General features: G+C 70.7%; 17 protein-coding genes. 6 read left to right on the plus strand and 11 right to left on the minus strand.

Annotated features, from left to right (window positions below):
- The first annotated feature begins 5 nt into the window (after positions 1 to 5).
- Positions 6 to 3542 (plus strand): helix-turn-helix domain-containing protein, encoded by a 3537-nt coding sequence (locus ISP_RS23190; protein ID WP_013226178.1) that lies wholly within the window; start codon positions 6 to 8, stop codon positions 3540 to 3542.
- On the opposite strand, the gene ISP_RS23195 is transcribed toward ISP_RS23190, so the two are convergent.
- Positions 3532 to 4155, minus strand: a complete 624-nt coding sequence (locus ISP_RS23195; RefSeq protein ID WP_013226179.1) for a hypothetical protein — start codon at positions 4153 to 4155, stop codon at positions 3532 to 3534. The two genes, ISP_RS23190 and ISP_RS23195, sit on opposite strands and share 11 nt — an antisense overlap.
- A gap of 131 nt (positions 4156 to 4286) precedes the next feature.
- Here ISP_RS23195 and ISP_RS23200 point away from each other — a divergent pair, with 131 nt between their 5' ends.
- Both ISP_RS23200 and ISP_RS23205 read left to right on the plus strand, forming a co-directional pair.
- A complete protein-coding gene (locus ISP_RS23200; RefSeq protein ID WP_230468903.1) occupies positions 4287 to 4934 on the plus strand; it encodes a GNAT family N-acetyltransferase in 648 nt (215 codons plus the stop codon).
- Entirely contained in the window at positions 4867 to 5385 is a 519-nt protein-coding gene (locus tag ISP_RS23205; protein ID WP_014467092.1) for an LmrA/YxaF family transcription factor, read from the plus strand. The genes ISP_RS23200 and ISP_RS23205 overlap by 68 nt, the downstream gene beginning before the upstream one ends.
- Here the strand turns inward: ISP_RS23205 and ISP_RS23210 are convergent.
- The 4 genes from ISP_RS23210 to ISP_RS23225 all read right to left on the minus strand — a co-directional run bounded on the left by ISP_RS23210 (position 5382) and on the right by ISP_RS23225 (position 8862).
- Positions 5382 to 6512 carry an epoxide hydrolase family protein gene (locus ISP_RS23210; protein ID WP_013226181.1) on the minus strand — a complete coding sequence of 377 codons (1131 nt, stop codon included), beginning with the start codon at positions 6510 to 6512 and terminating at the stop codon, positions 5382 to 5384. The genes ISP_RS23205 and ISP_RS23210 overlap by 4 nt on opposite strands.
- Before the next feature lie 62 nt (positions 6513 to 6574).
- Positions 6575 to 7357, minus strand: coding sequence for an SDR family NAD(P)-dependent oxidoreductase (locus ISP_RS23215; protein WP_013226182.1), 783 nt, complete (start codon positions 7355 to 7357; stop codon positions 6575 to 6577).
- Positions 7358 to 7393: 36 nt separating this feature from the next.
- On the minus strand, positions 7394 to 8377 hold the full coding sequence (locus ISP_RS23220) for a glutathione S-transferase family protein (RefSeq protein ID WP_013226183.1): 984 nt from the start codon (positions 8375 to 8377) through the stop codon (positions 7394 to 7396).
- 8 nt (positions 8378 to 8385) lie between these two features.
- Positions 8386 to 8862: a MarR family winged helix-turn-helix transcriptional regulator gene (locus ISP_RS23225; RefSeq protein WP_013226184.1), complete on the minus strand. Its 477-nt coding sequence runs from the start codon at positions 8860 to 8862 to the stop codon at positions 8386 to 8388.
- 107 nt (positions 8863 to 8969) lie between these two features.
- On the opposite strand from ISP_RS23225, the gene ISP_RS23230 reads away from it, so the two are divergent.
- On the plus strand, positions 8970 to 9527 hold the full coding sequence (locus tag ISP_RS23230; RefSeq protein WP_013226185.1) for a YceI family protein: 558 nt from the start codon (positions 8970 to 8972) through the stop codon (positions 9525 to 9527).
- Positions 9528 to 9548: 21 nt separating this feature from the next.
- Here ISP_RS23230 and ISP_RS23235 read toward each other — a convergent pair whose 3' ends face one another.
- Complete coding sequence (locus ISP_RS23235; protein WP_013226186.1) at positions 9549 to 10151, minus strand: TetR/AcrR family transcriptional regulator; 603 nt, start codon at positions 10149 to 10151, stop codon at positions 9549 to 9551.
- Positions 10152 to 10195: 44 nt separating this feature from the next.
- Here ISP_RS23235 and ISP_RS23240 point away from each other — a divergent pair, with 44 nt between their 5' ends.
- Complete coding sequence (locus ISP_RS23240; RefSeq protein WP_013226187.1) at positions 10196 to 11143, plus strand: pentapeptide repeat-containing protein; 948 nt, start codon at positions 10196 to 10198, stop codon at positions 11141 to 11143.
- Here ISP_RS23240 and ISP_RS23245 read toward each other — a convergent pair.
- The 5 genes from ISP_RS23245 to ISP_RS23265 form a co-directional block, all read right to left on the minus strand.
- The gene (locus tag ISP_RS23245) at positions 11130 to 13133 is read right to left on the minus strand and encodes a glycoside hydrolase family 31 protein (RefSeq protein ID WP_013226188.1); all 2004 of its coding nucleotides are present in this window, start codon (positions 13131 to 13133) and stop codon (positions 11130 to 11132) included. The genes ISP_RS23240 and ISP_RS23245 overlap by 14 nt on opposite strands.
- A gap of 18 nt (positions 13134 to 13151) precedes the next feature.
- Positions 13152 to 13967, minus strand: coding sequence for a carbohydrate ABC transporter permease (locus tag ISP_RS23250; protein WP_013226189.1), 816 nt, complete (start codon positions 13965 to 13967; stop codon positions 13152 to 13154).
- Positions 13968 to 14055: 88 nt separating this feature from the next.
- Positions 14056 to 14994 carry a carbohydrate ABC transporter permease gene (locus ISP_RS23255; RefSeq protein WP_013226190.1) on the minus strand — a complete coding sequence of 313 codons (939 nt, stop codon included), beginning with the start codon at positions 14992 to 14994 and terminating at the stop codon, positions 14056 to 14058.
- The gene (locus ISP_RS23260; RefSeq protein ID WP_013226191.1) at positions 14991 to 16223 is read right to left on the minus strand and encodes a sugar ABC transporter substrate-binding protein; all 1233 of its coding nucleotides are present in this window, start codon (positions 16221 to 16223) and stop codon (positions 14991 to 14993) included. The genes ISP_RS23255 and ISP_RS23260 overlap by 4 nt, the downstream gene beginning before the upstream one ends.
- A gap of 52 nt (positions 16224 to 16275) precedes the next feature.
- Positions 16276 to 17283: a LacI family DNA-binding transcriptional regulator gene (locus ISP_RS23265; protein WP_013226192.1), complete on the minus strand. Its 1008-nt coding sequence runs from the start codon at positions 17281 to 17283 to the stop codon at positions 16276 to 16278.
- 347 nt (positions 17284 to 17630) lie between these two features.
- Here ISP_RS23265 and ISP_RS23270 point away from each other — a divergent pair, with 347 nt between their 5' ends.
- On the plus strand, positions 17631 to 20558 hold the full coding sequence (locus ISP_RS23270) for a glycoside hydrolase family 3 protein (RefSeq protein ID WP_013226193.1): 2928 nt from the start codon (positions 17631 to 17633) through the stop codon (positions 20556 to 20558).

Below are 20558 nucleotides of genomic sequence, written 5' to 3' on the forward strand. Positions count from 1 at the left end.
GCGAAATGGGCGAAGAGTGGGAGCCCTTCGGCAGCAAGATCCGCGAGCTCCGCCTGCGGGCCGGTCTGTCCACCAAGGCACTCGGCGACCTGATCCACTACAGCAAGGCGCAGGTCAGCCGGGTCGAGCAGGGCCAATCACCCCCGACGACGACGTTCGCCGCCGCCTGTGACCGGGTCTTCGGGACCGGGGACGAACTGGCCAAGGTGGCGGCCCGGCGCGCGGTCGGGGACCGGCGGATGACCGCCGAGCCGAAGTTCGACCTGCCCGCCGGTCCGAGCCGCCTGATCGGGCGGGATGCCGAGGTCGAAGCCCTCACCGACCACCTCAAGGAGGTGGGCGGACGGCAAGCGGCCCAGGTGTGCGTCCTGCACGGGCTGCCGGGCGTCGGCAAGACCTCGATCGCCCTGTGGGTCGCGGACGCCCTCCGCGACGACTACCCCGACGGCCGCCTCTACCTCGACATGCAGGGCTACCACCCGGACAGCAAGCCCGTCTCCGAAGAAGAGGCGCTCGACCGGATCCTCCGCCGCCTCGGCGTGCCCGGCGAGCTGGTACCGCGGAACACCGACGACCGCGCGGCCCTGCTCCGGCAGAAGCTGGTGAACCGGCGGGTCCTGTTGATCCTCGACAGCGTCAAGGGTGCACGAGAGCTCGCGCGCCTGCTGCCACCGAACGGCCGCTCCGCGGTCATCGTCACCAGCAGACAGCCGTTGACCGCACTGGGGCCGTCGTTCCACCAGCAGGTCCGGACATTGGCTCCCGCTGCCGCGGCGGAGCTCTTCCGGTCGGTGGCGCAGCTGCCGCAGGGCTCGGACGAGCGGGGCGATCGGGCGGTCATCACCGAAATCACCCGGATGTGTTATCAATTGCCGCTCGCGATCTGCATCGTCGCGTCGCGGTTCCGCGACAACCCCGTCCGGCGGCTGGAAGACGTCGCCGCCCGGCTGGCCGACGAGGCCGCGCGTCCACGCGAATTCGACGACGGGGAGCGCAGCATCACCGCCGTTTTCGCGGCTTCCTGCGCGACGCTGTCCGACGGCCAGCAGGCCATGCTCGCCATGACGGCCCTGCACCCCGGGCCGCGGATCGACGCCTACGCGGCCGGCGCACTGGCCGGAATCGCCCCGGCCGCGGCTGAAGAGCTGCTCGACGGGCTGATCCGATCCGGGATGCTCGAATGGCATTCCCACAACGCCTACCGCCTGCACGACATGCTGCGGGACCACCTGCGGCGCCCAGAGACCGGAATCCTGTCCGAGGGCGAGGCCGTCGCGGGCCGCCGCCGGCTGTTCGAATACTTCCTGCACACCGCGGCCGCGGCCAACAAACGGGCGAACGAACACCGCTACCGGATCCCGCTGGATCCGCCGTCGGCGCCGGTGACCAGCCCGCTCTTCCCGGATCCCGAGGCGGGGAAGAAGTGGCTGGACCTGGAGGCCGACAACTTCCTGCCGCTGCTGCAGGAGATGGCCGGCCACGGTCACGACGTCGAGTGCTGGAAGTTCGCCTACAACCTTCGCGAGTACTTCTACGCCACGAAGCAGTGGGAACTGATGATCGCGTGCTTCGAGAAGGCACACGAGTCGGCGGTCCGCACGGAGGACCACAAGGCCATGGGCGTCACGCTGAACGGCTGCGGCTTGGCGCGCGGCCAGCTCGGTGAGCGGGACGCGGCGATGGACCTCTACGAGCGGGCGCGCGCCGAGTTCGTCGCCGCCGAAGACCGGCACGGTGAGATGAACGTCGTGGCCAACCACGCGTGGCTCGCCTTCGAAAGCGGAGACTGTCAGTCCGCTGCCGAACTGGCCGGTACGGCGTGGCGGTTCTACTGCGACGTGCACCAGCGGTTCAACGCCGCGATCGCGCTGGACCTGATCGCTCGCTGCCAGCTGCGGCTCGGGTTGCTGGCGGAAGCCGAACAGCGGTTCCGGGAAGCCCTCGACGAGTTCGTCGACCTCGGGTTCCGCGACGGCGATGTCGCCCAGCTGCTGTCCTACCTCGGCGAGACGGAACTGAAGCTCGGCAAGGTGGCCATCGCGGGCGACCGCTACCGCAAGGCCGTGGAGCGCGCCCGTTACGGCGGGGCCACCCGGGAAGAGGCCGTGGCGTTCGAGGGCCTGAGCGTGGTGGCCGCCGCGATCGGCGACGTGGTGGACGCGGCGGCCCATCGCGCGGCGGCCATCGCGCTGTACGAGGAGGCCGGGGCGACCGCCGAAGTGGAGCGCCTGCGGGCGGAAGGTCCCGTCCAGGCTCCTGCGGACCAGGCGGCGGTCCAGCCCGACGGCGGCCGCGAACGCGTCCGGACCTCCTCACGCCGCCGGCTGCGCGTGCTCGCCGTGAACACCGAATGGGAATCGCGCAACGGCGGCTTGAGCACGTTCAACCGCGAGCTGTGCCGGGCCTTGGCGGCCGAGGACGTCGAGGTGTACTGCTCGATCCCCTTCGCCTCCGAGGAGGAACGCCGGGACGCTGCGGCGACGGGGGTCATCCTGGTGCATCCGCCGGCCGCGCTCGACCGTCCGGAGAAGGCTTTGTCCCGGCCACCATTGCTCCTCGACGGCGTGGTGCCGGACATCGTGATCGGGCACGGCCGCAAGACCGGCGAGCCGGCCTTGTGGCTGGTCGAGGACCACTACCGCGACGCGAAGCTGTTGCACTTCTTCCACGTGATCGCCGACCGCGTCGAACTCGAAAAGGAATACGAGCCGGACGAGGACCCCGCCGAGGAAGCCGAAAAGCGCTTCCGGGCCGAGTTCGCCATCGCGAGCAAGGCCCATCTCGCGGTCGGGGTCGGACCGGTGCTCCACCACTATCTGCGCGACCGGTTGCACGGCACGGTGAACACGGCGTCGCTGCGGCTGGACCCGGGCTTCGATGCGGTGGAGCCGCCCGCGGAGCTGCCGCCCCCGAGCGACACCGTCCGGGTACTGCTGGTGGGCCGGCTCACCCGGCGCGAGGCGAAGCTGAAGGGCGTGGACTTGCTCGCCCGGGCCCTGGGACACGCCTGCCGCCAACGGGGTTCGCGCGACCCGGAAGTCGAATTGGTCCTGCGCGGTGTGGAAGCGAAGGAAGGCAAGCCGCTGGCGGACGCGGTCCGGTCCTGGGCCGAATCGCCCTCGCTGCGCGTCGTTCCGCGCCCGTATTCGCCTTCGGTGTCCACCCTGGCCCAGGATCTGCGTCAGGCGAGCGTCGTGGTGATGCCGTCCCGCACCGAAGGGTTCGGGCTCGTCGGACTGGAGGCGATCACGGCCGGCGTCCCGGCCATCGTGAGCAACCGCAGCGGGCTCGGAGCACTGCTCGAGGAGGAGCGCGGTGAACTTTCGGTGGAGTTGACGAGCCGGGTGCTGCCGGTGGACGACGACGAACGAGTGGACACCCTGCGCTGGGGTGATGCCCTCGCGGCTGTCCTGAACAATCCGAAACCCGCGTTCGCGACGGCCAGGGCGCTCCGGGAGGAGATGTCGGCGAAGCGCACCTGGGCCATGGCGGCCAAGAAGCTGGTCGAGTCGATGCACTCGCTGGTGCGGTTCACGCCTTGACGGCCGATGACCGTCCCGCCTGCAGGCCGTGCCGGGCCAGTTCGTGGCCGGCCAGCTTCTCGATGACGTCCCGGTCGCGCTCCCGCCAGCCGGTGGCGAGTTCGCCGGACTTGGCCAGGCGGCCCAGCGGCTGCGTGGTCAGCGCCCGCAGGGCGAGCAGGTCGAGCCCCTCGTCGCCGAGGGCCCGCAGCCGCGCGGCCGCCGTGGCCCGGCGGGTGAAGTGCCAGCGCAGCGGCAACCACGTCACCACGAGGGTCAGCACGGGCAGGGCGATGATGATCGCCGCCATCCACCAGGCGAGGTTCTCGACGGCTTCGATCTGCCAGTGGCCCGCGTCCGTGAGCTTGGTCCCGACGTCCGAACCGCCGTGCAGGGCCTTCGCGAGCGAGTCCCCGACAAGCGGGATCCGGCCGGCGGAGTTCGCCGCGGAGTCGAAGGTGCCGCGCAGGCCGGTGCCGGCGTCGACGAGCCCGTCGCCGGGCGCCCGCAGCTTCATCACCTGGTCGTACACCGAGGTCGCCAGCCACACCGCGAAGACGACGAGCAGCACGGCCAGGAGATCGCTGACGAGCTGGGCGGTACGGCGGACCGGCCGTTCGGCGTAGAGCTGCATCGGAGAAGGCCTTTCGCGGTGGGGGAGCGCGGCCACGGCAACGTACCCGCGGCCTCTCCGGGCGAATCGCCGCGGTGCGCTATGACGGCGGTCATAGTGTGTTCACCGGGCCGCTGTGCTCTCATGGGACTATGACCACTGTCATAGAGGTCGGCTCCGCGGATCGCGCCTGCGTCGCCACCCTCGTCGCGGCTTGCTCGCCGGACAGCCTCCGGCGCCGGTTCATGATGGGTGGCCCCGCCCGCCCGGCCGAGGTTTTCCAGCGGTACCAGCGGTTCCTGCTCGCCGGGCCCCCGGACGGCGTCGCGCTGCTCGCCCACCGCGGGGGCACTCCGGTGGGGCTGCTCAACTGCGTCTCGCCGACGCCGGGTGAGGCGGAGATCGGGATCCTCGTCGCCGACGCGTGGCAGCGGCGGGGGATCGGCAGCGCGCTGAGCCGGTGGCTGTGGGACTCCGGACGCTGGGCCGGCTGGACCGTGCGGGCCACCGTCCAGGCCGGGAACGCCGGCGCCGAGGCGCTGCTGCTGGGCCAGGGGTTCCGGCCGGTGCCGTCGTACGAACGCGGCGAACGCGACTTCGCCATGGTCGTGCCGGACTGGGCTACCATGACGGACGTCATGAAGGAGGCGGTCGATGACCAGGACACCGCGCGAGCGGATGGTGCTCAGCGCCGCGCAGCTGGTGCGGATCCACGGTGTCGGGGCGACCGGCATGCGGGACGTGGTCGCCCACGCCGAAGCGCCGCGGGGGTCCCTGCAGCACTACTTCCCCGGCGGTAAGGACCAGCTGATCGCCGAAGCCGTCGCCTGGGCCGGGGACTACTCCGCCCGGCGGGTGGCCCGGGTCGCCGCGAAGCTCGAGGACCCGACGCCGGGCAAGCTCTTCGAGGCGATGGCGGCCCAGTGGCGTGACGAGTTCACGACCGCGGGCTTCGACGCCGGCTGCCCGCTGGTCGCGACGGTCGCCGACACGGCCGCGACGAGCGACGAACTGCGGGAAGCCGTCGGCAAGGCCTTCGACGGCTGGCAGCGCCCGGTCGCCGCGACGCTCGAGCAGCTGGGCGTCCCCCCGGCCCGCAGCACGTCGCTGGCGGTGCTGATGCTCAGCGCACTGGAGGGCGCGATCGTCCTGGCCCGGGCGCACCGGGACGTCGCCCCGCTCGACACGGTGGTCGCCGAGCTGCGGCCGTTGCTCGACGGCGCCGTGGACAAACGCCGCCGCCGGGTCTAACGGGCGCGGAAGAACGCGCGGATGTCGTCGACCAGCACGTCCGGCGCCTGCAGCGAGGCGAAGTGCCCGCCGGTGTCGTACTCCGACCAGCGCGTGACGGTGTTCGACAGCTCGGCCAGCCCGCGGAGCGCGTGGTCGCCGCGGAAGTTCGCCACCGCGGTCGGGACGCCGGAGGGCGCGAGCCGCACCCCCCAGCCGTCCCGGGCGGCTTCGAGGTAGAGGCGCGCGGCCGAGCCGGCGGTGCCGGTGAGCCAGAAGATCGTCACGTTCGTCAGGATGGCGTCGCGGCTCACCGGCGTCTGGTTCGTCGTGGCCGGGTCCCAGTCGACGAACCACTCGAGGTTCCACGCGAGCTGCCCGGCGGGGGAGTCGTTGAGCGCGTAGGCCAGGGTCTGCGGGCGGGTGGCCATCTGGGTGGCGTAGCCGGAGTGGGCGTACCACCAGGTCTCGTTTTCCTTCGCCCGCTTCCGGTCCTCTTCGGACAGCCGCTCGAGATCGCCGGGAGCGGTGGGGACCCCGGCGTTGGCAACGGCGTTGACGTGCACGCCCAGCACGGCTTCCGGGGCGACCCGGCCGAGTTCGGGGGAGACGATGCTGCCGAAGTCACCGCCTTGGGCGCCGTAGCGTTCGTAGCCGAGCCGCCGCATCAGCTCGGCCCACGCCCGGGCGGTGCGGCGGGTGTTCCAGCCGCGGTCGCCGGTGGGGCCGGAGAAGGCGAACCCGGGCACGGACGGCGCGACGACGTGGAAGGCGTCCTTCGGATCGCCACCGTGCGCGCGCGGATCGGTGAGCGGGCCGAGGACGTCGAGGAAATCGGCGACCGTGCTCGGCCAGCCGTGGGTCATGATCAGCGGAGTGGCGTCCGGTTCGGGCGAGCGGACGTGCAGGAAGTGGAGGCGCTGGCCGTCGACGGTGGTGGTGAACTGGGGGTGGGCGTTGAGCCGGGCTTCCTGGGCACGCCAGTCGAAGCCGTGCTGCCAGTAGTCCACGAGCTCGGCGAGTGAGGTCTGGCTGACGCCGTAGTCCCAGCCGACGCCGGGTAGCTCGCCGGGCCAGCGGGTGTTGGCCAGGCGGTGGTGGAGCTCGTCGAGGTCCTGCTGGGGGATGTCGAGGTGGAAGGGATCCATGCCTTCGACGGTCTCGCGGATATAGGACAGGATCGGTCCTGATCGTCGAGCCGAGGGCGATTTCAGGTGTGCGTGCCGCCGTCGATGCGGATTTCCGTGCCCGTGATGAACTTGCCGTCGTCCGAGGCGAGCATCGCCACCACGCCCGCCACCGTCTCCGGGCCCGCCACCGCGTTGCCCACCTCCGTCGTGAACTCCGTCGGGAGGATCGGCAGCAACCGCCCGAACAGCGTGTAGTCGACGTTCTGCGGCAGCCAGCTCGCCGCCGAGTCCGTGATGCCGCTCTTCACGCTGCCCGGGGCGATGCTGACCGCGCGCAGGCCCTGCTTGCCGTACTCCAGCGCCAGCGAGTGCGTGAAGGCCTGGATGCCGCCCTTGCTCGCGCTGTACGCCGCCATGTACGGGTGGGCGAACGATGCCGAGGTCGAACTGAAGTTCACCACCACGCCGTTCGGCGATTCGAGCAGGGCCGGCAGGGTCGCGCGGGTCACCAGGAACGTGCCCGTCAGGTTCACCGCCAGCACGCGGTTCCACAGCTCCAGCGACGTCTCGTGCGTGTGCGACGCCAGCAGGATCCCCGCCGCGTTGACCACGATGTCGAGGCCGCCGAGCACGTTCACCGCCGATGTCACGCCGAACTCCACCGATGCCTCGTCGGCCACGTCCATGACGTACGTCGTCAGGCCGCCGAGGCGGGCGGCCTCCTGGGTGCCGAAGAGGCCCTCTTCGGAGACGTCGGTGCCGATGACCTGCGCACCCTCCGCCATCAGGCGGAGCGTGGTGGCCCGGCCGATGCCGGAACCGGCGCCGGTGACCAGGACTCGGCGATCGCGCAGGCGTTCCATGGCGATCACCGTAGCCAAGAAACTGCAGCCGAGAAACTACAGCGCGGGCACCCTCTCCGGCTCCGGCGGCGGGCCCGGCGGTGTCCCGTCGCCGAACGGGCGGCCACCCAGCTCTTCCCGGCCGTGCGGGGTCAGCCAGCCGCTCACGTCGGGGCCCAGCGGCACGATCCCGGTCGGGTTCACGTTCTTGTGCACCACGTAGTAGTGCTCCTTGATCTGCGCGAAGTCGATCGTGTCGCCGAACCCCGGCGTCTGGAACAGGTCGCGCGTGTACGCCCACAGCACCGGCAGCTCGGCCAGCTTCTGCCGGTTGCACTTGAAGTGACCGTGGTACACCGCGTCGAAGCGCACCAGGGTCGTGAACAACCGGATGTCCGCTTCGGTGATCGTGTCGCCGACCAGGTAGCGCTGGTTCGCCAGGCGCTCGGACAACCAGTCCAGCCGGGCGAACAGCTTCCGGTAGGAGTGCTCGTACGCCTCCTGGGACCGGGCGAACCCGCACTGGTACACCGCGTTGTTGACGTCGGTGAACACCTGCTGCGCCACGTCGTCGATCTCGTCCCGGAGCTTCTCCGGGTACAGCTCGGGCGCGCCGTCACGGTGGTACTGCGTCCACTCGGTCGACATGTCCAGCGTCATCTGCGCGAAGTCGTTGGTGACGACCTGGCCGCTCGGCACGTCGACGAACGCCGGGACCGTGATGCCGCGCGGGTAGTCCGGGTCGCGCTTGAAGAACGCCTCCTGCAGGCGCTCGATGCCGAGGACCGGGTCACGGCCGCCGGGGTCCAGGTCGAAGCTCCAGCTGCGCTCGTCGTGCACCGGCCCGGCGATCCCCATCGACAGGACCGGCTCGAGGCCCAGCAGCCGGCGCACGATCACCGCGCGGTTCGCCCACGGGCACGCCCGCGCGACGACCAGCCGGTAGCGGTCCGGCTCGACCGGCCAGCCGTCGCGGCCGTCGGCCGTGATGCGGTCCGGGAGGTAGTTCAGGTCGCGCTTGTACTCGCCCTTGTCGGTCATCGGCGTCCTCAGCAGTCGTCGGTCGGGGGAGTGGCTTCCAGTGCCGCGGCCAGCCGGGCCAGCACCGGCCCGGCCGTGCGGATGTCCTCGGCGCTCAGGTGGTCGAACACCGAAGCCCGCACGCGGGCGAGGTGGCCCGGGTAGGCCGCCTCCAGTCTGGTCAATCCCGCCTCGGTCAGCACGGCGTTGGACGCGCGGCCGTCCTCCGCGCAGCGGCGCTTCTCGACCAGGCCGCGGCGGGTCAGGTCGTCGACGACCCGGCTGATCCGGCTCAGCGACAGCCCGGTGGTCGCGGCCAGCGCCGAGATGCGGAGCAGGCGGCCGGGGGCTTCGGACAGCGCGACCAGCACCCCGTAGTCGGTGATCGCGAGCCCCGTCTCGGGCAGGAAGTGGTCCTCGAGCGCGCGCGGCAGCGCCGTCATGATGCGCATCAGCGGCCGCCAGAACGCGGTTTCGTCGGCGTCGAGCGCGGAAAGATCACCCATACCGGCGACTCTACCGAAAGCTTGCTTGCGCAACCAGCCAAAGTGAGTAGAGTGTCGTTGAACCCTCAATCACCGGGGGGCGCCACCACGAGGAGAGAAGAACAGCGATGACCAGCGCGACCACCTACCCCCAGCTGACCGGCGAATACACCATCGACCCCGCGCACTCGCGGATCGGGTTCGTCGCCCGGCACGCCATGGTGACCAAGGTGCGCGGCAGTTTCAACGAGTTCACCGGCTCCGCCACCATCGACGGCGACGCCCCGGAGAAGTCGTCGGCCCAGGTGACCATCCAGGCCCACAGCATCGACACCCGCAACGCCGACCGCGACGGGCACCTGAAGAGCAACGACTTCCTGTCGATGGACGAGTACCCGCAGATCACCTTCACCTCGACCGAGATCAAGCAGACCGGCGAGACCAGCTTCGACGTCACCGGCGACCTGACGATCAAGGACGTCACCCGCTCGGTGACCGTCCCGTTCGAGTTCGAGGGCTCCGCGAAGGACCCGTTCGGCAACGACCGGATCGGCTTCGAGGGCTCCACCACGATCAGCCGCAAGGACTACGGCATCACCTGGAACGCCGCCCTCGAGACCGGCGGCGTGCTGGTGAGCGACAAGGTCACGCTGGAGTTCGAGATCTCCGCGATCAAGTCCGCCTGATCCCAGGAGCGGGAACCGGGCTCACCGGTTCCCGCTCGCCCGCAGGTTTCCGATGCCGACGTCGAGCGCCGCTTCGAGGTGATCGATGCGGCCGGTCGACAGCATCACCACCACGCCGCCCTGGATGCCGGCCAGCAGGGCGGCGGCCGTGCGTTCCGCGTCCAGGTCCGGGCCGGCCTCGCCCTTCTCCTGCAGGTGGCGGATGCCCGCCTCGATCTCGTCCTGCCAGCGCCGCACCAGTCCGGTGACCACCGCCTGCGCCCCCGGCGTCGCGCGGCCGAGCTGGGAGATCAGCACGTTGAGCGGGCAGTGCTGCCCGCGGCTGTCGTAGTGGGCGACGACCGTGTCACGCCAGCGCTGCCACGCCGCCCACGACGTGAGGTTCCCCAGTTGGGGCTGCTGGACGGCCAAGACCTGGTCGGCCTCGTAGCGCGCCACCGCCAGCAGGAGCTCTTCCTTGCCGTCCGGGAAGTAGTGGAACAGCTGGCTCTTGCTCGTCCCCGTCCGCGCCCGGACGTCGTCGAGCGTCGTGACGGCGACCCCGCGCTCGCGGATTTCCGCCGCGGCGCCTTCGATGATCCGCTGCCGCGTCGCGGCGCCCTTCGGGGTCAGCTTTGGACTCACGGGTCCACTTTAATTCGCTGGCCTCGGCCGGGACAATTCCGGGTATGGCCACCATCACGCCGTTCGCGGTCCTGGCGTTGATCGGCGCCGTGGCCGGTTCGGTCGCGGCGTGGCTGCTCCTGCGCCGCGACCGGTACGCCGAGGTGGTCCACCCGGTCACCGTGCGCGGAGCCATCGACCCCGTGACCGAGCGGAAGATCTTCGCCGACGAGCGCGAGGTGCGGCTGGCGGGGGTGCACGAGTTCGCCGCGCTCGCGGACCGCGATCCCGCCCTGCGCCAGGACTTCGTCGACCAGTTCTTCGTGCAGCTGGGCTACGGGTGGCCCGAATCCGCGGCTTGGCAGGCGAAGCTCTGGCCGGTGCTGCGGATGCGTCTTCGGCGTGAGTCACCGGAGTTCTGGCCGGGGATGGACCTCCACCCCAAGCCGATGGTGCTCCACGAGGTGGATCTGCGCGGCTGCGAAGTTCGCAACGCCTTCTTCAGCCGGGTCCGCTTCGTCGGCGACGCCCGCTTCGACGGCGCGGTCTTCGCCGGGCCGGTGAGCTTCGAGGGATCGTGCTTCGCTCGGCACGTCTCCTTCGCCGGCACGCGGTTCGGAGCGGACGCCGACTTCGAGCGCACCACGTTCACCGGCACGGCGGCCTTTCCCCGGATCACCACGCACGGACAGCTGTGGTTCGACGCCGCCCGGTTCTCGGCCCGCACGGACTTCACGGGCGCCGCCTTCAGCGACGACGTGTCGTTCGACTGCGCCGGTTTCGCCGGCCCCGTGACGTTCCGGGACGCCCGGTGCGCCGCGGACCTCCTGTTCGGCGGGGCACGCTTCAGCGGTCACGCGGACTTCACCGGGGCGACGGCGGCGGACTTCTTCCTCACCGGGGCGCGCGCCCGGACGGACGCGCACGTGCGGCGGACCTGGCCGCCGGGCTGGGTGCTCGGCCCGCCCCGGCCGCGCAAGCCGGGGCACTGGGCCGACCTCACTCGGGCTTGATCGGCAGCTGCGCTCCGTCGCGGAGGAACACCGGGATCCGCTCCGGCGGGGCCGCCGCCTCGACCCAGCCGCCGCCCTCGTGCCGCGTTCCGGACACCGCGTCCGTCCAGGACGCCCCCGCCGGCAGATACACCCGCCGCGCCGTGACGCCCGGCTCGAGCACCGGCGCCACCAGCACGTCCGGGCCGAGGAGGAACTGGTCGTCCACGTCCCAGGCCGCCGGGTCCGCCGGGAAGTCGACGAACACCGGCCGCATCGGGGGGATGCCCTGCTCGTGGGCCACTCGCATCTGCTCCATCAGGTACGGCCGCAGCCGCTCCCGCAGGCGCAGCGACGCCGTGATCGCTTCGTACGCCGGCTCACCGAACGACCAGACCTCGTTGGGGCCGCCGGTCATCTCCGGACCGAACGCCGGGCGCGGGTCGCGGAAGCCGTGCAGGCGGAACAGCGGGCAGAACACCCCGTAGGAGAACCAGCGGACCATCAGCTCCCGGTACTCCGGCGACGCCGGGTCGCCGCCGTGGAAGCCGCCGATGTCCGTCGTCCACCAGGGGATCCCGGCCAGTGCCACGTTCAGCCCGGCCCGGACCTGCGCCCGCAGCGAGTCCCACGTCGCCCCGACGTCACCCGACCAGAGCGCCGCCCCGAACCGCTGGCTGCCCGCCCACGCCGAGCGGGACAGCAGCACCACTTCGTCGTCGCCCTCGCCGCGGATGCCGTCGTGGAACGTCTGCGCGTTGGCCTGCGGGTAGAGGTTGAACACCTCCGCGCCCGGACCGGCGTGGAAGCCGAGGTTGTGCGGGTGGCCGGGCTGGATCTCCGGCTCGTCGCCGTCCAGCCACCACGCGCGCACGCCCAGGTCGTAGTAGTTCTCCTTGACCTTGCTCCAGACGAACCGCCTGGCCTCCGGGTTGGTCGCGTCGTAGAACGCCACCGGCATCTCGACGCCGAACCCCTTGTCCTTCCACGGCGCGTGCGCCGGGACGCCGCTCTCGGCGGCGACCAGCAGACCCCGTTCGTGCAGCTCGCGGTAGTTCTCCGAGAGCGGGTTCACCGACGGCCACACCGACACCATGAGCTTGACGCCGAGGCCGTCGAGTTCGCGCACCAGGCCGGCCGGGTCGGGCCACTCGGCCGGGTCGAACTTCCAGTCGCCCAGGTGGGTCCAGTGGAAGAAGTCCGCCACGATCACCGATAGCGGCAGCCCGCGTTCGTGGTACTCGCGGGCGACCGCCAGCAGTTCCTCCTGGGTGCGGTAGCGCAGCTTCGACTGCCAGAACCCGGCCGCCCACTCCGGCAGCATCGGCGCGTGGCCGGTCGCGTCGGCGTAGTGGCCGAGGATCTGGCGCGGCCCGTCGCCGGTGGTGACCCAGTAGTCGAGCTGACGCGCGTCGTCGGCGACCCAGCGGGTGCCGTTGGTGGCCAGCTCGACCCGGCCGACGGCGGGGCTGTTCCACAGGAACCCGTAGCCGCGGCTGGAGAGCAGGAACGGCACCGACACCTCGGCGTTGCGCTGCACCAGGTCGAGCACGAGGCCCTTTTGGTCGAGCCGGCCGTGCGTGTGCTGCCCGAGCCCGAAGAGCCGCTCGCCGTCGTAGGCGCTGAAGCGCTGCTCCAGCCGGCCGTAGCCGTTGCGCGAGGGCATGAACAGCCGCGCGCCGGGCCACCAGAAGTGCGCGCGCTGCTCGGACAGGAGCTCCTCGCCGGTGTCGGTGCGGACGAACCGCAGCTGCGCGTCGATGCCGGTGTCGGTGTCGGCGATCTCGACGATCGCGGTGAGCGCGCCGTTGACGACCCGGCCGGTCCGCCCCTCGACCGAGGCGGTGGCGGGGGAGGGCTTCGCGGGCAGCAGCGCGCCCGGGACGTCGTCGATGATGCGGTGCCGTCCGGCCCGCACGCGCAGGCTGCCGTCGCCCCACGGCTCGATGCGCAGCACCTCGTGCCGCACGCGGACTTCGAGCGAGCGGCCGTCTTCGGTCGTGGCGATCACGAGGTCTCCTTGAAGGAACTAGTCTTTGACGGCGCCGCTGGTCAGCCCGGCGACGACGTAGCGCTGGGCGACGACGAGCAGGACGGCCGCGGGGACGGCGGCGAGGACGGCGGTGGCCATGATCCCGTTCCAGTCGGCGGACTGGTTGCCGACGAACCGGTAGATGCCCACGGTGATGGGCTCGAACGACTGCCCGGTGGTCAGCGTGACGGCGAACAGGAAGTCCGCCCAGGCGAACAGGAACGAGAACAGCCCGGCGGTGACCAGCGCGTTGCGGCTGACCGGCAGGATGATCGAGCCGAAGGTGCGCCAGTACCCGGCACCGTCCACCCGGGACGCTTCGGTCAGCTCCTTCGGCACGGAGATCATGAACGCCCGCAGCAGCAGGATGGCGAACGGGATGGTCGCGGTGGAGTCGGCGAGCACCAGCCCGAGGTAGTTGTCGATCAGGCCGAGGTTGCTGAACACGGTGTAGAGCGCGTTGGCCATCACGATGCCCGGGATCATCTGCACGATGAGCAGCACGAACACCAGCGCCGGGCCGCCGCGCACCTTCAGCTGGGCCAGCGCGTAGGACGCGGGCGCGGCCACCAGCAGCGACACGAGCACCGTGCCGAGCGCGACGACGACACTGGAGAGCAGGTTCGGTCCCTGCGTCGAGACGGCCTTGCGGTAGCCGTCCAGCGTGCCGCCGACGGGGAAGAACGCGGGGTCCGGGCGCAGCAGCGCGCCGCTGGGCTGCAGCGACGCGTTGACCATCCAGTACAGCGGGAACAGCAGCACCGCGACGATCAGCACGCCGGCCACCGTCCGCGGCCAGTTCGCCGTCTTCATGCCGCCTCCTTTTCGGACGCGGCGAGCCGCGGCAGTGTCTTCGCGTCGGCAGGCATGGTGTCTGATGATTCGGACCTGCAAGCAGTCCTCATGCCGCCTCCGCCAGGGTCGCCTTCGCCGAACGCAGGTACAGCAGCCCGAAGACCGTCGCCACCACGATGAGGACGTTGCCCACCGCCGCGCCCTGCCCGAACGCGAAGTCCTGGAAGGACAGCCGGTAGGACCACGTGGTGAGCGTCTGGGTCGAGCCGGCCGGCCCGCCGCCGGTGACGACCATGATCACGTCGAACACCTTGATCGTGTAGACCAGGCCCAGCATGAGCACGATCCCGGTGACCGGCCGCAGCAGCGGCCAGGTGACGTGCCGGAACCGCTGCCACGCGCCGGCGCCGTCGAGCGCCGCGGCTTCGTAGAGCGACGCCGGGATCGCGCGCAGCCCGCCGTGCAGGATCACCAGGTTGAACGGGATGCCGATCCAGATGTTGGTGATGATCACCGCCGACAGCGCCCAGCTCGTGCTGCTCAGCCACGGCACCGCGTCGAACCCCAGGAACCGCAGGCCCGCGTTGAGCACGCCGTGGTCCTGGTCGAACATCCACCGCCACACCGCGCCGCTGACCACCAGCGGCAGCAGCCACGGCAGCAGGAGCAGCGACCGCAGCAGGGCGCTGCCGAGGAACCGGCCGTTGAAGAACACCGCGAGCGCCAGGCCGATGCCGAACTGGAAGACGATCGACCCGACGGTGAACAGCGCCGTGTTGAGCGCCGCGGTCGAAAACAGCGGATTGGACAGCACGGCGGAGTAGTTCTCGATGCCGACGAAGGGTGCTTCGCCGGTGTAGAACGACTTCACCGTGTAGTTCTGCGTGCTCATCACCAGGTTCGCGGCCAGGGGATAGCCGAAGAACACGACGACGTAGGCGAGCGCGGGCAGCAGGAACGCCCACGCGGCGAACCGGTTGTCCCGGCGGGACTTCCGGTTCGCGCGGGGTGTCGCCGAGACCCTCGGAGCGGCGGCGACCGTCACGAGCCGCTCGCCTGCTGGGCGGCCTTGAGCGCCTGGTCGGCCGGCGTCTTCCCGGTCAGCGCCGCCTGGAGCGCGTCGGCCAGCGCCTGCGAGACCTTCGGGTACTTCTCGCCGAGTTCGGCGGTGCGGGAGCGGGCCGTACCGACCTCGTCGACGAACGCCTGCATCGCCGGCTGCTCGGTGCCGAACTTCTGGGCGACGGCGCTCTTCGACGGGATGTAGGCGTGCGCCTTGCTCCACTCGAGCATCGTCGGCTCGGAGAGGATGCAGGTGAGCACCTTGCCGGCGGCCTGCTGGGCGGGCCCGCCGGTCACCGGCACGGCGCCGACTTCACCGCCGAGGGCGACCACCGGCTTGCCACCGGCCTGCGGCACCGGGATCGGCACCACGCCGTAGTGCAGCGACTTCTGCTCGTCGAGCCGGGCGATGTTCCACGACCCGTTGATCATCATCGCCGTGTTGCCGCTGACGAACTGGTCGGCGACGTCGTTCTGGCTCCAGGTCACCACGGACTTCGACGCCGAGCCGGAGTTCACCAGGTCGGTGACGTACTGCAGCGCCTGCGTCGCCTGCGGCGAGTCCAATTGCGACAGTTCGGCGCCGTTGCTCCAGAAGAACGGCAGGAACTGCCAGGTGCCCTCTTCCGAGGAGATGGCCGAGAAGGAGAGGCCGTACTTGCCGTCCTTGGTCAGCTTCGCCGCGGCGGTTTTCAGCTCGTCCCACGTCTTCGGCGGCTCGACGCCCGCGGCCTGCAGGAGGTCCTTGTTGTAGATCAGCGCGAGGCCGTTGACACCAGGGGCGACGCCGTACAGCTTGTCCTGGTAGGTGCCGGCCTTGGCGATGCCCGGGTAGTAGCCGTCGGTGGTGATGCCGTAGTCGGTCAGCGGGGTCAGCGCGCCGGTGGCGGCGACCTGCTGCAGCGTCGGGTTGTCGGTGAAGAGCAGGTTGGGCAGCGTCTTCGAGCTGGCGCCCTGCAGGACCTTCGGCAGCATCTGGGCGGTCGGCACCTTCTGGCGCTCGATCTTGATCCCGGTCTGCGTGGCGCAGGTGTCGAGGATCTTCTGCCAGGCGGCGGACCCCTGCTCGTCGGCGTAGTAGTCGAGTTCGGTGATCGACGTGGCGGCCGGAGCGCCGGCGCCGTTCGACGCGGACGGGGCCGGGCTGGGGCTGCAGGCGGTCAGCAACGCGGCGCTCGCGGTCAGCACGAGGGCGCGACGGGCTACGGACATGGTGATTCTCCTTCGGCGGCGGAGCAGAACCGGGACTGGTGGTGTGACGGCGCTAGGCGCGCGGCGAGGCGGTGCTCTCGCGCCGGGTCAGCCGGGGCCCGAGCAGCCGGACCTCCGGGGTGGTGTGGCCGGCGAGCCGGCGCATGGTCATTTCGACGGCCTGGGTGCCGACCTCTTCGGCCGGGATGGCCACGTTGGTCAGCGCGACCGCGTGCTGCTCGGCCATGCTGTCCGGGCACACGGCGATGACCGAGATGTCCTCGGGCACCCGCAGGCCGCGGTGGCGCAGGTCCGACAGCAGCCCGGGCAGCACGGCCTCGTTGTGCACGACCAGGCCGGTCAGGCCGGGATCGGCGGCGAGCAGCTCGTCGACGCAGGCGCTCACCGCTTCGTAGGAGTGCGCGCACGCGTGGGAAGCCGCCCGCAGGTCACGGCTCTTCGTGGCTTCGTCGAAGCCGCGCAGGAACCGCGTCGCGTAACTCGTGCCGCGCCGGTAGACGGCCGGGGACGGGCCGATCAGCGCGATCGAGCGGTGGCCGAGCTCGGCGAGGTGCGCGACGCAGGCCGAGGCCGCCGCGGTGAAGTCGAGGTCGACGCAGCTCAGCCCGGCCGGGTGGTCGGGCACGCCGATGAGCACCACCGGCAGGTCGAGGGCCAGGAGCATCGGCACCCGCGGGTCGGCGGTTTCGATGTCCATCACCATCAGGGCGTCGGCGATGGCCGAGGACGCCACCCGCTGCAGCGCGGCGGGTCCCTCGTCCTTGGTGAGCAGCAGCAGGTCGTGGTCGTGCGCGCGGGCCGCGGTGACCGCCGAGGCGACGAACTCCATCACGACGGCGACGTTGAGGTCCGTGCGCAGCGGCACGACCAGCGCGAGCACGTTGGTCTTGCTGCTGGCCAGCGCCCGCGCCCCGGCGTGCGGGTGGTAGCCGAGCTTGCGGATGCTGTCCTCGACCAGCCGCCGGGTCTTCGGCGAAATCGAGCGTTTGCCGCTGATCACGTACGACACCGTGCTGGGGGCGACCCCGGCCGCGTTGGCGACGTCGTTGATCGTGACCACGGGCGGCCTCCTGGGGACGGGCGAGCGATGCGGTGTCGAAGCGCATCGACGATGGCACGAAGGTAAGTGACACACGCCCGAAACACAAGCATCATTCGCCGTTCGCCCGCATTCGATTCCATTTCGACAGCCGAGGTGTTCGTCGAAATTGTCGAAGTGGCCTGTTGGCGGCTGTTCTCGCAGCTCAGCACGGGGTTGCCGGGTTTCGATCAGAGCCTCTGGGAGCGTTCCCAGACACTCTTGACCTGATGCTCACCTGGCTGTAATAGTCGGCAGGCTCCCACTCCCTTCGACGCGAATCTTCGTGCCGCGCCGTCGAAACGATTCGACGATTCCGGAGGCTGTCCGTGCGCCACTCCCTCTTCCGCCGCGTCCTCGTCCCGGCGGTGGCCGCGACCCTGCTGCTGGCACCTTCGCCGGCGCTCGCGGCGGCCCCGCCCCCGTTCCGCGACCCGTCGCTGCCACTGGCGACGCGGATCGACGACCTGCTGTCCCGCCTCACGGCGGACGAGAAGATCTCCCTGCTGCACCAGTACGAGCCGGCCATCCCGCGGCTGGGCATCGGGGTCTTCAAGACCGGCACCGAAGCCCTGCACGGCGTCGCCTGGTCGACCGACTACGACAACAAGGGCGCGGTCGTCAAGGCCGACGGCACGGTCTTCCCGCAGGCCATCGGCCTGGCCAGCACCTGGAACCCGGCGCTGGTGAAGCAGGTGGGCGCGGCCGTCGGGCAGGAAGCGCGTGGCTTCAACGTCCGCAACCCGACGCTGTGGGGCCTCAACCTGTGGGCACCGGTGGTGAACCTGCTGCGCGACCCGCGGTGGGGCCGCAACGAAGAGGGCTACTCCGAAGACCCCTACCTGACCGGCGAGTTCGCGACCGCCTACGGCCGCGGCATGCAGGGTGACGACCCCCGGTACCTGCAGGCCGCGCCGACGCTGAAGCACTTCCTCGCCTACAACAACGAGGTCAACCGCGACACCAGCAACTCCTCGGTGCCGCCGAAGATCCTGCACGACTACGACGAGCAGGCGTTCAAGATCCCGCTGCAGAACGGCGCGGCCAACGCCGTCATGCCGTCGTACAACCTGGTCAACGGGCGCCCCAACCACGTGAGCCCGGACCTCGACGGCAAGCTGCGGAAGTGGGCGCCGCAGGACATCGCCGTCGTCAGCGACGCCGGCGCGCCGTCCAACCTGGTCAACTCGGAGAAGTACTACGCCACCAAGGCCGAAGGCGACGCGGCGGCGATCAAGGCGGGGCTCGACAGCTTCACCGACAACGACACCGACGGCTCGATCACCGTCGCCGCGGTCAAGGAGGCGCTGAGCAAGGGCCTGCTGACCATGGCCGACGTCGAAAACGCCGACCGCCACCTGCTTTCGCTGCGGTTCCGGCTCGGCGAGTTCGACCCGCCGGGAGGCAACCCGTACGCGAAGATCACCCCGGCCGTCATCGGCTCGCCCGAGCATCAGGCCCTGGCGCGCAAGACCGCCGACGAGCAGATCGTGATGCTGCGCAACAACGGCAACGCACTGCCGCTGAACGCCGCGCGGAACAAGAAGATCGCGGTCGTCGGCCCGCTTTCGAACACCCTGTACGAAGACTGGTACAGCGGCGCGATGCAGTACAAGGTCACACCGGTGCAGGGCATCAAGGAACGGCTCGGCTCGGCGGGCACGGTCGCGTCGTCCGAAGGCGTCGACCGGATCGCGCTGAAGGACCTTTCGACCGGCAAGTACCTGACGGCGCCCGCCACCACCGGGAAGGTGACCGCGGGCGGGACCGTCGCGGGCACCGCCGAGTCCTTCGACGTCTACGACTGGGGCGCGGGCAAGAACACGCTGCGCGCGGCCGCGAACGGCAAGTTCCTCAGCTACTCCGGCGGCGCGCTGGTGAACGACGCCGACCAGCCGGCCGGCTGGTTCGTGCAGCAGCAGCTGAAGCTGGACGCGCAGCCGGACGGCAGTTACGTGCTCGAGTACGCGGGCAACGAGGTGAACGAGCCGTGGTTCGGCCCGGACAAGTTCGCCGTCGTCGGCGCGGACGGCGTCCTGACGATCTCGGCCCCGGATGCCGCGCACGCGACGAAGTTCGGCCGGGACGTGCTGACCAGCGGGGTCGGCAGCGCGGTCGCCGCGGCCAAGGACGCGGACACCGCGGTGGTCGTGGTCGGCAGCATGCCGTTCATCAACGGCCGCGAAGCCAATGACCGCACCCGCACCGAGCTCGCCCCGGCGCAGCGCGCGCTGATCGAGGCGGTGCAGAAGGCGAACCCGCACACCGTCGTCGTGGTGGAGAACAGCTACCCGACGACCGGCTGGGACACGCTGTCGGTGCCCGGCATCCTGTGGACCAGCCACGCCGGGCAGGAGACCGGGCACGCGGTCGCCGACGTGCTCTTCGGCGACCAGGACCCGAGCGGGCGGCTCACCCAGACCTGGTACGCCTCCGACGCGGGGCTGCCGAGCATCCTGGACTACGACATCGCCAAGACCGGGATGACCTACCAGTACTACCGCGGGAAGCCGCTGTTCCCGTTCGGCTACGGGCTGAGCTACACCAGCTTCCGCTACGACAAGGTGCGGACTTTCGAGGCGAACGGGAAGGTGCAGGTCAGCGTCGACGTGACGAACACCGGCGCCCGCACCGGGTCCGACGTCGTCCAGCTCTACTCGAAGAACTCCGGCGTGCAGCGGCTGCGGGACTTCTCGAAGCTGACCCTGGCGCCGAAGGAGACCCGCACGGTGCGGTTCGAGGTGCCTGTCGCGGACCTGGCGTCCTGGGACGTCTCCCGGGACCGGTCCGTGGTGGCGGCGGGGGTGTACGAGTTTTCGGTGGGCCGCAACGCTTCCGAGCTCTCGGCGCCGCAGCCGGTCTACGTGCCGGGGGAGCGGGCACTGCCGCGTGACCTGAGCCGTCCGACCCAGGCTCAGAACTTCGACGACTACTCCGGCACGACGTTGACGGACACGTCGAAGGTCTCGGGTACCTCGGTCGCCGGCGTGGCCGGCAGCTGGGTGGTGTACCGCAATGTGGCGTTGAACGGCCCGGCGCGGTTCTCGGCCTCGGTCTCCGCGCCGGCGTCGTCGCACGTCACGATCCGCCTCGATTCCCCGACCGGCCGCGTGCTGGCCACGGTTCCGGTGTCTTCGACCGGCGACCGGTACGCCTACGCGAACGTGAGCGCGGCCCTGGCGAAGGCGAGCGGACGCCACGACGTGTACCTGACGTTCGACGGCCCGGTGAACCTGGCGACGTTCTCGTTGCGGTGA

Origin of the sequence: Amycolatopsis mediterranei, from assembly GCF_026017845.1 — a bacterium.
GTDB lineage: Bacteria > Actinomycetota > Actinomycetes > Mycobacteriales > Pseudonocardiaceae > Amycolatopsis > Amycolatopsis mediterranei.

Coding starts and splice junctions, on each gene's coding strand:
- ISP_RS23190 (WP_013226178.1), top strand. CDS start 6: ATGGGCGAAGAGTGGGAGCCCTTCGGCAGCAAGATCCGCGAGCTCCGC.
- ISP_RS23195 (WP_013226179.1), bottom strand. CDS start 4,155: ATGCAGCTCTACGCCGAACGGCCGGTCCGCCGTACCGCCCAGCTCGTC.
- ISP_RS23200 (WP_230468903.1), top strand. CDS start 4,287: ATGACCACTGTCATAGAGGTCGGCTCCGCGGATCGCGCCTGCGTCGCC.
- ISP_RS23205 (WP_014467092.1), top strand. CDS start 4,867: ATGCGGGACGTGGTCGCCCACGCCGAAGCGCCGCGGGGGTCCCTGCAG.
- ISP_RS23210 (WP_013226181.1), bottom strand. CDS start 6,512: ATGGATCCCTTCCACCTCGACATCCCCCAGCAGGACCTCGACGAGCTC.
- ISP_RS23215 (WP_013226182.1), bottom strand. CDS start 7,357: ATGGAACGCCTGCGCGATCGCCGAGTCCTGGTCACCGGCGCCGGTTCC.
- ISP_RS23220 (WP_013226183.1), bottom strand. CDS start 8,377: ATGACCGACAAGGGCGAGTACAAGCGCGACCTGAACTACCTCCCGGAC.
- ISP_RS23225 (WP_013226184.1), bottom strand. CDS start 8,862: ATGGGTGATCTTTCCGCGCTCGACGCCGACGAAACCGCGTTCTGGCGG.
- ISP_RS23230 (WP_013226185.1), top strand. CDS start 8,970: ATGACCAGCGCGACCACCTACCCCCAGCTGACCGGCGAATACACCATC.
- ISP_RS23240 (WP_013226187.1), top strand. CDS start 10,196: ATGGCCACCATCACGCCGTTCGCGGTCCTGGCGTTGATCGGCGCCGTG.
- ISP_RS23250 (WP_013226189.1), bottom strand. CDS start 13,967: ATGAAGACGGCGAACTGGCCGCGGACGGTGGCCGGCGTGCTGATCGTC.
- ISP_RS23260 (WP_013226191.1), bottom strand. CDS start 16,223: ATGTCCGTAGCCCGTCGCGCCCTCGTGCTGACCGCGAGCGCCGCGTTG.